The 13,366-nt window shown below is 46.8% G+C and carries 14 protein-coding genes; 2 read left to right on the plus strand and 12 right to left on the minus strand.

Annotated features, from left to right (window positions below; translation table 11 throughout):
- Position 1: 1 nt before the first annotated feature.
- Genes KNQ05_RS04675 through KNQ05_RS04690 form a run of 4 tightly spaced genes read right to left on the minus strand, consistent with a single transcriptional unit; the run spans position 2 to position 4,666 of the window.
- Positions 2–1,486 carry a Na+/H+ antiporter subunit D gene (locus KNQ05_RS04675; RefSeq protein WP_214804483.1) on the minus strand — a complete coding sequence of 495 codons (1,485 nt, stop codon included), beginning with the start codon at positions 1,484–1,486 and terminating at the stop codon, positions 2–4.
- A complete protein-coding gene (locus tag KNQ05_RS04680) occupies positions 1,479–1,820 on the minus strand; it encodes a Na(+)/H(+) antiporter subunit C (protein ID WP_088837240.1) in 342 nt (113 codons plus the stop codon). Before KNQ05_RS04680 ends, KNQ05_RS04675 begins: the two co-directional genes overlap by 8 nt.
- A 3-nt stretch (positions 1,821–1,823) precedes the next feature.
- Positions 1,824–2,264 (minus strand): Na(+)/H(+) antiporter subunit B, encoded by a 441-nt coding sequence (locus KNQ05_RS04685; protein WP_200872396.1) that lies wholly within the window; start codon positions 2,262–2,264, stop codon positions 1,824–1,826.
- Positions 2,261–4,666, minus strand: coding sequence for a Na+/H+ antiporter subunit A (locus tag KNQ05_RS04690; RefSeq protein ID WP_088837239.1), 2,406 nt, complete (start codon positions 4,664–4,666; stop codon positions 2,261–2,263). Before KNQ05_RS04690 ends, KNQ05_RS04685 begins: the two co-directional genes overlap by 4 nt.
- A 340-nt stretch (positions 4,667–5,006) precedes the next feature.
- On the opposite strand from KNQ05_RS04690, the gene KNQ05_RS04695 reads away from it, so the two are divergent.
- Complete coding sequence (locus KNQ05_RS04695) at positions 5,007–5,279, plus strand: hypothetical protein (RefSeq protein ID WP_088837238.1); 273 nt, start codon at positions 5,007–5,009, stop codon at positions 5,277–5,279.
- Positions 5,280–5,333: 54 nt separating this feature from the next.
- Here KNQ05_RS04695 and KNQ05_RS04700 read toward each other — a convergent pair whose 3' ends face one another.
- Both KNQ05_RS04700 and KNQ05_RS04705 read right to left on the minus strand, forming a co-directional pair.
- Positions 5,334–5,627: a hypothetical protein gene (locus KNQ05_RS04700; RefSeq protein ID WP_088837237.1), complete on the minus strand. Its 294-nt coding sequence runs from the start codon at positions 5,625–5,627 to the stop codon at positions 5,334–5,336.
- A 240-nt stretch (positions 5,628–5,867) separates the two neighbouring features.
- Entirely contained in the window at positions 5,868–6,581 is a 714-nt protein-coding gene (locus KNQ05_RS04705; RefSeq protein ID WP_029330405.1) for a YebC/PmpR family DNA-binding transcriptional regulator, read from the minus strand.
- A 205-nt stretch (positions 6,582–6,786) separates the two neighbouring features.
- Here KNQ05_RS04705 and KNQ05_RS04710 point away from each other — a divergent pair, with 205 nt between their 5' ends.
- A complete protein-coding gene (locus KNQ05_RS04710) occupies positions 6,787–8,568 on the plus strand; it encodes a glycoside hydrolase family 13 protein (RefSeq protein ID WP_214765265.1) in 1,782 nt (593 codons plus the stop codon).
- 43 nt (positions 8,569–8,611) lie between these two features.
- On the opposite strand, the gene KNQ05_RS04715 is transcribed toward KNQ05_RS04710, so the two are convergent.
- The 6 genes from KNQ05_RS04715 to KNQ05_RS04740 form a co-directional block, all read right to left on the minus strand.
- A complete protein-coding gene (locus KNQ05_RS04715) occupies positions 8,612–9,820 on the minus strand; it encodes a DUF1015 domain-containing protein (protein ID WP_214765061.1) in 1,209 nt (402 codons plus the stop codon).
- 12 nt (positions 9,821–9,832) lie between these two features.
- Complete coding sequence (locus tag KNQ05_RS04720) at positions 9,833–10,990, minus strand: phosphoglycerate dehydrogenase (RefSeq protein WP_088837234.1); 1,158 nt, start codon at positions 10,988–10,990, stop codon at positions 9,833–9,835.
- Positions 10,991–12,055: a 3-phosphoserine/phosphohydroxythreonine transaminase gene (serC, locus tag KNQ05_RS04725; protein WP_214801782.1), complete on the minus strand. Its 1,065-nt coding sequence runs from the start codon at positions 12,053–12,055 to the stop codon at positions 10,991–10,993.
- A 358-nt stretch (positions 12,056–12,413) separates the two neighbouring features.
- The gene (locus KNQ05_RS04730) at positions 12,414–12,797 is read right to left on the minus strand and encodes a nuclear transport factor 2 family protein (protein ID WP_088837232.1); all 384 of its coding nucleotides are present in this window, start codon (positions 12,795–12,797) and stop codon (positions 12,414–12,416) included.
- Positions 12,798–12,879: 82 nt separating this feature from the next.
- Positions 12,880–13,080: a cold-shock protein gene (locus tag KNQ05_RS04735; RefSeq protein ID WP_029330387.1), complete on the minus strand. Its 201-nt coding sequence runs from the start codon at positions 13,078–13,080 to the stop codon at positions 12,880–12,882.
- A gap of 200 nt (positions 13,081–13,280) precedes the next feature.
- A partial coding sequence (locus KNQ05_RS04740; protein WP_214771847.1) for a cold-shock protein occupies positions 13,281–13,366 on the minus strand: 86 nt, incomplete at its 5' end.

Consider the following 13,366-nt stretch of genomic DNA (forward strand, 5'->3'; position numbering starts at 1 on the left):
ATTAGCCCTCCTTCAGTACAGCTTGAATATAAAGTGATGGATCGACGAGCGGATCAACGGCTTGGGTGATGAATGGACGAACGGCTTCTGCCCCGACCCCATACGCGACGGTAATCATTACTAAAAGAATTGATGGAGCGAGCAATTGTTTGACGAGATGACGTCGTGAACCCGTATACGTCTTCGATGTACCCCAAAATCCGCGAATGAAGATTTGCATGACGGAATAGAGGACAAGCAAACTTGACGCAAGGACGATGAACGGTCCGACGAGGTCACCGGCTTCAATCCCGCCACGGACGATCAGTAGTTTACCGATGAACCCGCTGAACGGCGGGATACCAGCCAAGGACAAGGCAGCGATGAAATACGTCCAGCCAAGCAACGGATAAGCCTTAATCATTCCACCCATGCTTTTAAGACGGCTCGAGCCCGCAATTCCGACCATGATACCGACGAGCAAGAAGAGAGCTGCTTTGATTAACATATCATGTAACAGGTAGAAGACGGCTCCTTCGAGCGACTGACGAGTCATGACGGAAACGCCGTAAAGAATGACGCCGACGGCAACGATGATGTTGTAGATTAAGATTTGTTTCGCATCTTTTGTCGCGAGGGCGCCGATGACACCGATGATGATTGTCGCCAGTGCCAATCCCCCAAGAAGCGAGTGGATGATCCCGATTTCGTTCGAAAAGAACAAACTATACGTCCGCAAGATGCCATAGACACCGACTTTCGTCAAGAGAGCACCGAACAAGGCGAGGACGGGTGTCGGTGGCACTTGATACGAGCCAGGTAACCAAAAATAAAGCGGGAAAATCGCTCCTTTTAAGCCGAAGACGACTAAAAATAAAATCGCGATGACACTCAAGATTCCGGGCTGATTGATTTCAGAAATCTTTTGCGAGATATCTGCCATATTGAGCGTGCCGATGATGCCGTATAAAAAAGCGACCGTCATGACGAACAAAGCAGATGAAATGACATTGACCAACAGATACTTCAACGACTCGCGTAACTGCGCCGGTTTACCACCGAGCACAATCAAGACATACGATGAAATCAAGAAGACTTCAAAGAAGACGAACATGTTAAAAATATCACCGGTCGTAAAGGCGCCATTGACACCGACGAGCAAAAACTGAACGGCGATGTAGTAATAAAAACGTTGATGTTGCTCCGACAGATACGTCATCGAATACCAAATGACGAAGAAAACGAGCACGCTTGTCGTCAAAACGAGTAATGCGGATAACATATCTGAAACAAGTGTGATGCCGAACGGTGCCGGCCAACTGCCGAGTGTGACCGTCAAAATCCCGTTTGCCTTGACTTGAGAGACGAGGTAAAGCGAGACACCAATCGTCAACAGCGTCGACAAGAAGGACACGATACGTTGCATCCACAGACGTTTCGTGAAAAACATCAACAAGACACCAGTCAGCAGTGGAATTAAAATCGGTAATAGCGGTAAATTAATCATTCGTATCGGTTCCTTTCATTTCCTCGATATTATCGGTCCCAAGCTCTTGATACGCTCGGTAGGCAAGAACGAGGAAAAATGCTGTTACCCCGAAACTAATGACGATTGCGGTCAAGACAAGCGCTTGCGGGAGTGGGTCGGTATATTTCGTCACTCCGTCTTCAAGGACGGGCGCAGCACCAGTCTTCAGTCCACCCATCGTCATGACGATTAAGTGGGCAGCGTGACTGAGCAAGCCGGTTCCGATGATGATGCGTAAAATACTTTTTGAAAGAATGAGATAGACGGCACACATCGTCAAGATGCCTGCAGCTATCGCCATGATAATCTCCATCTGTTAATCACTCTCCCCAATCGTTTGAATGATCGTCATCGTGACGCCGACGACGACGAAGTAGACACCTAGGTCAAATAACATGGCCGTATGCAAAGACGTTTTTCCGAACAATGGTAAATCAAAGTACCCATGGGCGTGGGTGAAGAACGGTACATTAAACAGTAAGGCACCGGACGCCGTCAAAACAGCGATCAACATCCCGACGGCTGTCACCATCTTGTAGTCGAACGGCAGGATTTGCCGAAGCGTCTTGATGTCGAAGGCAAGCAAAATCAACACGAGAGCAGACGCAGTGACTAGTCCACCGATGAATCCGCCACCTGGCGTATAATGTCCAGCGAAGAACAAGTAGACGGCAAACAAGAAAATAATGAAGGTGATGAACGTCGTCGCCGACTCTAGAATGACGTCATTCGTATTCTTTTTCATTGGTTTTTTCATTTGTCGATGCCTCCTGTCTTTCTGAAGTGAATCATCGCGTAGATGCCAAGACCAGCAATGGCAAGCACGCTGATTTCGAACAGTGTATCAAAACCACGGAAATCAACGAGGATGACGTTGACCATGTTTCCGCCAGCCGCCAATTCATACACGTTATCAATATAGTACTTAGCAATTGAGGCAAACGAGCGTTGGCTGAGTGATGACAAGGCAACGAGTGTCACGCTGAGACCGACCAATACTGAAATCGCAGCATTTCCAAGTTTAAATTTAATTCGTTCTTCTTTACGACTGATTTCCGGCATGTGATAGAACACTAGCAGGAACAGTGCGACAGAAACTGTCTCGATGACGAGTTGCGTCAAAGCGAGATCCGGTGCCCGGAACAAGACGAAGAACAAAGCGACCGAATAACCGGCGACTCCGAGCAAAATGATTGATGTCAAACGCGACCGAGCGAACGTGATCGAAAGCGCACTGCTGACGAGGACGAGCACTAAGATGATTTCGTAAGCGGAAATCGAGCTTAAGGGATCGACGTCGAAGGCGAAGGCATCGAAGAAAAACAGGCTCGATAACACAAGGAGGACAATGAATCCGAAAATATAAACGAGATAAGACCGCATGTATCCGGTCATGACCGCATCGTGAATCGCCGTCGAAACTTTTTCACCGCGGCGTAACAAGCCATCATATTGATGGTTCAGCGAGAAACTTTTCGGCATCCGGTTATAGAGTGACTGCCATTTCGGGAAGGTCTTGAACAAGATGAACCCGACCGTAATGATGATGACGGTGAAGAGAAGTTCAAGATTCAATCCGTGCCAAAGCTTAATGTGGACATCAATTTCACCACCAGCAGCTAGGACCTGCGGTAAGATCGCTTCGGCCGCCGGACGGATGATCGTTTCCGACAACATATTCGGGAAAAGACCGATCAAGATGACGAGTGAAGCCAAAATGATAGGTGAGATCAACATCCCGATTGGTGCTTCGTGTGGTTTTTTTGGTAACTGATCGTGCTGTTTTGGTCCAAGGAACGTCCGGTAGACGATCAGTAAACTATAAACAAACGTAAAGATACTTCCGACGACGGCGAAAAGTGGGAATAAGAAGCCGAACGTTTCCAAGTGGAATAAGCCGGATTCAGATACTTCGTTGACTCCAGTCAAGAACATCTCTTTACTTAGGAAACCGTTGAATGGTGGGACACCTGCCATCGACAATGTTCCAATCATCGCAATTGTAAACGTGACCGGCATCAATTGTGATAGACCACCGAGCTTACGTAAATCGCGTGTTCCGGTTTCGTGGTCAACGATTCCTGCCATCATGAACAAGCTTCCTTTAAAGGTTGCGTGATTAATCAAGTGGAAGACGGCCGCGACGGTCGCGATCGTATATAAACTGTCAGGCAATGCCTCGACCTGCAAGGCGGCGGCTCCTAAACCGAGGAGCGACATGATGAGACCGAGTTGAGAAATCGTCGAGTACGCTAATATTGCTTTTAAATCGACTTGTTTGACAGCGTTGAGAGATCCCCAGAATAGCGTGAACATTCCGACGCCAGAGACAAGATAGAACCAAAGTGGCGTCTCGGCAAAGATCGGACTCATCCGAGCGACGAGATAAAGACCGGCTTTGACCATCGTTGCCGAGTGGAGGTAAGCACTGACCGGTGTCGGCGCTTCCATCGCATCCGGTAACCAAATATGAAACGGGAATTGAGCCGATTTCGTAAAGGCTGCCAATAAAAAGAGGACGAGTGCAACAAGAAACATCGGATCATTACTGTACGTACCGAGTGTACTGAATGACTCGCGGATACTAAAGGAGCCGGATAGTAACGAAAGAATCGAGATTCCACCGAGCATTGAAAGTCCACCAAAGACGGTGATCAACATTGATTTTTGAGCACCATAGCGGGAACGTTCCCGTTCATACCAATACCCGATCAACAGGAATGAAGAAATCGAAGTCATCTCCCAAAACATGTACATGACGATCATGTTGTCGGAGAGGACGATTCCGAGCATCGCCGTCATGAAAAGAAGCAAGTAGACATAAAAATTATGCAGCGCCTCTTTTTTTGCATCAAGATAATAGACGGAATAGAGAACGACGAGCGTCCCGATTCCTGTGATCAACAGGGCGAACAATAGTCCGAGACCATCGATGTAAGCGACGAAGTTGATTCCGAGTGACGGGATCCACTGCATCGATTGCGTGACAGTCTCCCCAGCCATCGTCTGACTGATGTATTGACTAAAGTAAAGAACGAGCGAAAGAGGGACGAGCAAGACGAACCATCCCGTATGCACGGAGCGAAACTGTTTGTACAAGAATGGGATGAAGATACTAGCAAGTAATGGCAACAAGATGGCCAAATGAAGCAATGACACAAGATTCCCTCCTTTGAAATGAACCGAGTAAATGAAAGAAGGACTTCGTACGCAAGCGTTTGTTCTGCTTGGGACTTGTCCTCTCAGCCATATTCATTCGATTTTATGATTGAGCACCTGTTAAAAGTATAGCGTACATTTGCCGTCTCTGCATGACTAGAACCCTCATGAAGCAAAGGAGACCAGTGTTTTTAGATTGAAATATTAAATATGTAGAAACACGGGTGAAAAGGATTGAAAAAAATTTTTAGCCTTGGTTAGAAAGTGATTAATCTGCAATCATTGAGGGAACATTATTCAAGTAAGATCATCTACTATGGAAAGCAGGGGGAACAAAATCATGAATACTACATTAAAGCGCAGTCTGTTTGTAGGTAGCTTAGCCGCAGTGTCTGTTTTCGGAATCAAGCAATATAAACGTTCATGCGCGAAACAAAATCAAAGCATCAGTGATTCAGCTGAGCTCGATCGTCGTCCGAGTGTCGATCAAGGTCAAGATGAATCGGAAGTTGGCTTAACACAACTCGATTCTATCCAAAAAGCAGAGTGGCAAGCGAATGGTTTCCCGCAAACACATGCGGAACGTGAGCGTCTAGAAAACGAAGAAGTGTAAAAAAACAGCGCGTCCTGTAATGGGAGGCGCTGTTGACATGTATTAGAAAACCACTTAAGCACTCGTACTTTCGAGGGCTTGAATTCGTTCGCTATGGGCAGTATAGGATGAAAGATGTTCGAACTGATGTAACGTCAGTGTCGTCATCCGGCGTTGACCGGTGCTTGATTCGAGGAGTAAATACGCCTCGTTTTGATCTTCACCACCACCGTCGAAACGGATGTGAGCAGTAATTAGGCGACCATCGTTCGTCTGCATATAAATATCGTAACCACCAAAGTCGACCCGATTAAAGCGAGTAGCCTCGTTGACGATGTGTTTAAAAGTTTCAATGACTGCATATGACATGATTATTCCTCCTTCTTCTCTTACAAAACAAACGGGCTATTCCAAAGATTAACCGTTCCGATTAATAATTTTCCCATTAAATTGAAGAACTAAACATAAAAAAAGAATCTTTTTTTTGCTTGTCATGAAACGCGTTTCATAATGTATTTTGTAAATAAGGTAGCGCGTAATTGGAAGGATAGTTAAACCAAGCGTCAGCTAAAAAAGGAAAAAGCAGCCAAAAGGCTGCTTTTTTATCGTTTAAAGTTCAACGTTATGATAGACCTGTTGCACATCTTCTAAATCTTCGAGTGCATCGACCATTTTTTCGAATTGCTGAACATCTTCTTCAGATAAAGCGACTTCGTTTTGAGCGAGCATAACGAGCTCGGCAACTGAAAATTCCGTCACACCGGCATTTTTTAATGTTTCCTGGACCGTGTGGAACTGATCGGGTTCCGCGTAGATGATAACGGCTTCCTCTTCTTCTAGGATGTCACGGACGTCGATATCCGCTTCCATCATCAATTCAAGAACATCATCCGCCGATTTTCCTTCAAAAGCAAAAATGGCAGTCGCGTCAAACATATAGGCAACGGAACCACTGACACCCATGTTGCCTCCATTTTTCCCAAAGGCAGCCCGCACGTCTGAGGCCGTCCGGTTGACGTTGTTCGTTAATGTCTCGACGATGACCATCGAGCCGCTTGGTCCGAATCCTTCATAACGGAGAACATCGAAGTTCTCTTCCGCGCCGCCTTTTGCTTTTTCAATCGCCCGATCGACGATTGCCCGTGGCACGTTATACGTCTTCGCACGCTCGAGAACAACTTTAAGTGCTTGGTTTGATTCAGGATCCGGTTCACCTTGTTTCGCAGCGACATAAATTTCACGACCGAATTTCGCATAAATCCGGCTGGTGTTTTTGTCTTTCGATGCCTTTTTTTCTTTAATGTTATTCCATTTACGACCCATCAGAATCCACTCTCTCTTTCACATGACTTCGATTTTAGTTGGAAACCAGACGGCTTCCTCTGCGTTATCAGTATACATCAAAAACAGGGAAATACTGAATCAAAATGGTGAGGGAATAGCTGACTTTTTGCGGAAAACGTTTATAAGAGGTACGAAGTCGGGAACAGGAATTAAATCTATAGCTATTCTGAAGGGGTGACGGATCATTAATAAGCAGGCAGTTTTTCACCGGGCGATGTCGCCATATGTCTACAAGTACGATCAAGAAACAGTCCATATCAGGTTGACGACAGCAAAAGGGGATGTCGACCGTATCCGACTGATTCATGGCGATCCATACGAATGGGATGCAGAACGAGAAGAAGATCGGGACTGGAACTTTGATCCGGATAAAGAAAAGTTTTGGAAAACGCAACAAACACCGATGATTCGGACAGGTGCTGACGCGACGCACGACTATTGGTTCGTCGCCATAAAACCGAGTCGAAGACGCGTCCGTTATGGATTCGAGTTGTCGACTGCTGAGGAAACGGCAATCTACACGGAACGGGGATGGTACGACGAGATTCCGCTTGACCATCCCGGTTATTATTTTGCCGTTCCGTACATCAATGCAGTCGACGTATTCGATGCACCGGCATGGGTCAAAGAGACGGTCTGGTATCAAATTTTCCCTGATCGGTTTGCGAATGGAGACGTTACGAACGACCGACAAGGAACGGTCCCGTGGGCGTCGGAAGCACCGGCTTACGAGAATCACTTTGGTGGCGATTTTCAAGGTGTGATTGACAACATCGGTTATTTGAAAAACTTGGGGATCAACGGGATTTATTTCTGTCCGGTTTTCGCTGCACCCTCCAATCATAAGTACGACACGCTTGACTACTTGAAACTCGATCCTGCATTCGGGACGGAAGAGAGGTTTCGTGAGATGGTCGAATTGTTACATGCGAACGGGATTCGCGTATTACTCGACGCCGTCTTTAATCATGTCAGTGTCGACCACCCGACGTTCCAAGATGTCATCAAGCGGGGGGCTGATTCAGAATATGCCGATTGGTTCATGATTGATTCGTTTCCGATCGAGATGGACCCGCCGAACTATGAAGTATTTGCTTTTGAAGCCAACATGCCGAAGTTGAACACGGCGAATGCAGATGTCAAAGCCTATCTGTTGAAAGTCGGACGATACTGGGTCGAAGAGTTTGGAATTGACGGCTGGCGGCTCGATGTCGCGAGTGAAGTCGATCATGCCTTTTGGCGTGACTTCAGAAAAGAAGTGCGTATGGCAAATCCGGAAGCCTATATCGTTGGAGAATGCTGGACGGATTCGCAAGAGTGGTTGTTTGGAGATCAATTTGATGCCGTCATGAACTACGGACTGACGGAAGCGTTCTTGACCTTCTTTGCGACGCGAGAAACGACAGCCTCTGAATTTAGTGATGCCGTCGTCCGGAACTTGAACGGAAACGCGATGAACGTCAACGAGGTGATGTTTAACTTAGTTGGCTCTCACGACACACCACGTGCATTGACACGAGCGGGTGGCGATAAGGAACGGATGCGACTGCTGTTATTATCGCTCTTAACCTTCACGGGAAGTCCTGTCATCTATTATGGTGATGAAATCGGTATGACCGGTGGGCAGGATCCGGCAAACCGGAAATGTATGGAGTGGGATCAAGAAAAACAAGACACAGAACTGCTTAGCTACGTAACGGAATTGATTGCGTTACGAAAAGCCCATCCGGCGCTCGCGAATGAAGCATCGTATGTCTTTGAGCAAATCGATGACGAAAAAAATCAGTTCGTTATCCGGCGCTCCTCACCACATGGGGACTATCTCATCCTCATCAACAATGGGGAGAAAGAAGCGCGGTTCGAATTTTCAGGACGTGCAGTCAACTTACTGGACGGAACAGAGTGGGCTGGTGAAATCAACGTAGGGCCAATCCATGGGACGATCTTACAAATAAAGAATGGATAAGAAAAAGGATTGGAGCAATTTTTGCGCCAATCCTTTTATATTGTCAGCTGAAAAAGCGATGAATCAGTAAACCGCTACGCAGTTTTGGTTCGAACCACGTCGATTTTGGCGGCATGACTTGATTTGCATCCGCGACTTGCATCAAATCCGTCAAGTCGGTCGGATGTAAGTGAAAGGCAACTGCCATCGTCCCGTGATCAACGAGTTGTTCTAGTCCAGCATACCCACGGATGCCACCGACGAATTGAATCCGTGCATCGGTCCGAGGATCTTCAATCCCTAAAAAGGGTGTCAAAAGTTCATGCTGAAGGATAGAGACGTCAAGATTGTCTTTGACAGTCGTCTGTTGCGCCGTGTAATCGAGCGTATACCATTGTTGCTTAAGATACATCTCAAACCGGTGTTTTTGCGTCGTCTCAGCACGACCAACCGTCACGGTGAAGCGTTGACTGATCCGTTCGAGTAATTCGTCGACCGATTGTCCGTAAAGATCTTCGACAGCGCGATGATACCCCATGATCTTTAATTGATCACTTGAGAAGGAGACAGCAAGGAACAGTTGTGCCTCTTCGTTGTCCGGATGTAATTTTGCAACTTTTGATGCCGCTTCTGCCCGGTGATGTCCGTCCGCGATGTACAGTGCGTCATGACGAGCAAACTGACTCCCAATCGTCAGCATGTCAGAGCGATTTGTAATTTTAAAGATTGTATGTTCAATCCCGTCCTCGGTGGTGAACTGATAGAGCGGGACATTCGTACTCTGTTCTGCAACGATTCGATTGAGTTCATCATCCGGTTGATGGGCGAGTAGGATGGGGCCGGTATGTGCCTCTAACGCATCGATTTGACGGACGCGATCTCGCTCCTTATCAGGACGCGTAAATTCGTGTTTACGGATGAAGCCGTCGTCGTAATCAGTTACGGACACGCAACCGACAAAACCTGTTTGGACATGTTCGCCATCACGGAGACGATAGAGGTAATAGCATTCGTCTTCGTCAAGCTTTAGGATTTGACTATCGCGTGCATCCTTGAAGTGGAGGGCAGCTTGTTGATAAACACGCATGTCGTGCTCATCGATTAGATCAGGTAGCGTCACTTCAGCTTTGTCGATCCGAAGGAAGGATAAAGGGCGACGGCGTACCTCGACCCGTCCTTCAGCCCGGTTGAAGACATCATAAGGTAGCGAAGAGAACGTTTCTGCATATTTGCTTTGTGGTCGTAGTGCCTGGAAAGGTTCGAATGTTGGCATGAGATCACTCCTTTAAAGTAGTCGCGTTTTTAAGATGCCGGGAATCGCATCGAGCTGTGTCAAGGAAATCGTTTCGTCAAGATGGTTATCGATGTCGATGATCGTATAGGCAATCGGTCCTTTGCTACCGTTAATCATGTTCGCGATGTTAATACGCTCCGTCGCGAGGACAGAAGCAATCTGACCGACCATGTTCGGAATATTTTGATGGGCAATCGTCAAGCGACGTTTACCTGAATCGGCGAGTTCGACTGACGGGAAGTTGACGGAATGACGGATGTTGCCGGTCTCAAGAAACGTTTTTAGCTGATCGACGGCCATGATGGCGCAATTTTCCTCCGCTTCAGCTGTCGATGCCCCTATATGCGGCAACGGGATGACGCGCGGTAATGATAAAATGAAGGCATTCGGGAAATCGGTCACATAGTTCGCGAGGCGACCAGATTTCAGGACGGTTGCGAGTGCAGCTTCATCAATCAACTCACCACGCGAAAAATTAAGTAGCGTCGCACCTTGCTTGACTTTCGACAACAAGCGTTCATCGAGCAGGTGATGTGTTGCATCGACGAGTGGAAGGTGAAGCGTGACATAGTCACTCGTCGCAAGAAGTTCTTCAAGATTCGTCACCCGATGAATTTGATTTGAGACCCGCCATGCGGATTCAATCGACATATGCGGATCGTAACCGGAAACGGTCATCCCTAACTCATGCAGCGTATTAGCAAGATTTGCCCCGATTGCCCCGAGGCCAACGATGCCGATTCGTTTACCTAACAGCTCTGTCCCGACAAATTGCCGCTTGTTGGCTTCGATCCGTTCCGGGATGTCTGGTCCGCGTAAATTATTCGTCCAAAGGATACTCGGTATCAATTTTCGGGCTGTTAAAAAAAGACTGGCGATGACGAGTTCCTTAACGGCATTCGCATTCGCACCGGGCGTCGAAAAGACGGGGATCCCACGATTTGCGAGTTGGTCGAGCGGGATCGTATTGACACCGACGCCAGCACGGGCGACCGCCTTCAAGGAGTCGGCGAACTGCATCCCGTGTAAGTCCTTGCTTCGAACGAGGAAAGCATCTGGTGCCTCAACTTGGCGATGGACGTGGTAATCGTCCGTAAAGCGACTCAGTCCTTTTTCAGACAAATCATTCCACAACTGGATTTGGTACATTTAACGTTCCCCCTGTTCAAATTTACGTAAGACGGATAGTAAAGCTTCGACACCAGTGGTCGGCATCGCGTTATAAAGGCTAGCCCGCATACCGCCGACAGAACGATGTCCTTGTAGGTTCACTAAGCCGTGTCGTTCGGCGTATGCGATAAAGGCATCGTCTAAGGCTTGTTGTCCTGTCGAAAACGGGATGTTCATCAAACTTCGATCTGCGTGAGCGACTTGATTCGAAAACAGGTCGGAGTGGTCGAGCGCATCATAAAGCGAGGCGGCTTGAGCACGGTTGCGTGCCGTGATTGTCTGTAATCCGCCCTCTTGTTTTATCCATTCGAGAACGAGTTTCGTTAAATAAATACTATACGTAGGTGGTGTATTGTAGAGTGAATGGTGTTTCGCATGAACGTTATAACGTAAGTATGAACCGAGAGCAGAAGGTGTCTGCTCGACTAAACTTTTTTTGATGATGACAAGTGTCATACCGGCAGCACCGAGGTTTTTTTGGGCGCCTGCATAGATGACGTCGAACGCGCTGACATCAATCGGTTCTGATAAAATTGATGAAGAAAAATCAGCGACGAGCGGGACGTTGACACGTGGAGCTTCCTGAAAAGTCGTCCCTTCAAGCGTGTTGTTCCATGTCACGTGTAGATAATCGGCATCCGAAGTAAAAGGACCGGCCGGAATCGACCGATAGTGATCGTCTCGGGAAGAGGCGATGATGCGTGTCGATGCATAAGGAGCAGCATCGGCAATCGCCTTTTGCGACCAGCCGCCCGTATCGATGAAGTCGACACGATGAGTCGTCGCAAGGTTCAGTGGCAACATAGAGAATTGGAGCGTTGCGCCACCCTGTAAGAACAAGACATCATAGTCTGACGGCACTTCAAGCAGTTCGCGGACGAGCGACGTTGCATCGTCTAAGATTGCTTCGAATAGGGCGGAGCGATGACTGAGCTCGAGGACAGACTGATGGGACCCTCGATAATTCAATAATTCCGATTGTGCTTTACGTAAGACAGGTTCAGGTAAAACGGCTGGACCTGCGGAAAAGTTAAAAACAGTCATCCAATTCCTTCTTTCTCGTTAATTTTCAGAAAATACATGCAACTTCAGTGTAACGGAATGAAAACGGATTTTCAAATTGCTTTCAGATAGATTTCAAGTACCGAATTCGAATAAATAAAGAGGCTGACTCAAAAGTTGCTCCAAAACCAATTGCAGTGACGGACGGTTCCGGTTTTACGCGGCTTTTACAGAATAAAACGGAAGAGCTCGCACCGTCAGATACAAATAGGCCCGTTTCCCTGTCCATAGTGAGCAGGGAAACGGGCTTTTGTCTCACCCGAGAAAAAGTGAGAGAGCCATTCCTTGTTAAGGCCGTTGATCGTCATCGCAGTAAATGAGAGGAGTGGATCCATGTCATTTAATTTTGATCAAGCGACGTCGCTTGCGAAAAATGCCACTTCCAGCCTGTGTCCGTCAGTTGATAAAGAGAAACGATACGAAAACGTCCTACATAAGACGTCGTCCCATATTGAAACTGGTCTTCTGTCAATGTTTGTACCAAGGCAGTCGTCTCAAAAAGCTCGACAGTCATCGATTCATCTATAGAAGAAACCCATTTTATCAAATCAACGTCAACATAGTGGTCTAAATAAGTTTCTGCGTCGAATTGTCGTCCAAGTCCATCGATGAACGAGAAACTAGGAGTTAAAAGTTCGTTCATCGCTTCTCGGTTTCCAGCCATCAAATGGTCGTGTCTTGCTTGTAAGACATGTTGCAGTTGTTCTTGTGTTGAGAGTTGCATGGAAATTCTCCTTTCTATACGTATGAAGTTTATCATGAATGAAATTAAAAAAAGACCTTGCATCAGCAAGGTCTTAAAAAAATTAAAGTTTAGTAACGTTAGTTGCTTGCGGTCCGCGTTGGCCTTCTTCAACTTCGAAAGAAACCTCTTGACCTTCGTCAAGTGATTTGAAACCATCAGTTTGGATAGCTGAGAAGTGAACGAAAACGTCGTCGCCGCTTTCACGTTCGATGAAGCCAAAACCTTTTTCTGCGTTAAACCATTTTACTGTACCTTGTTCCATGTGTGTTGCCTCCTGCGTGCGACTAAGTCACACTGATTATTACTACCGTGATCAATTTCATCGAGTTAAAGCGTAAACTTTGTATCTCCACCGAACAACAATAATTACTTAATAATATACCATGCTCATCGGAAGAAAGAAAGGGTAATTTCAAAAAAAATAAAAAAAGAGGATTTGCATCAGCAAATCCTCTAAGGAAATTAAAGTTTAGTAACGTTAGTTGCTTGCGGTCCGCGTTGGCCTTCTTCAACTTCGAAAGAAACCTCTTGACCTTCGTCAAGTGATT

The sequence above is a fragment of the Exiguobacterium sp. s125 genome, from assembly GCF_018618605.1.
GTDB lineage: Bacteria > Bacillota > Bacilli > Exiguobacteriales > Exiguobacteriaceae > Exiguobacterium_A > Exiguobacterium_A oxidotolerans.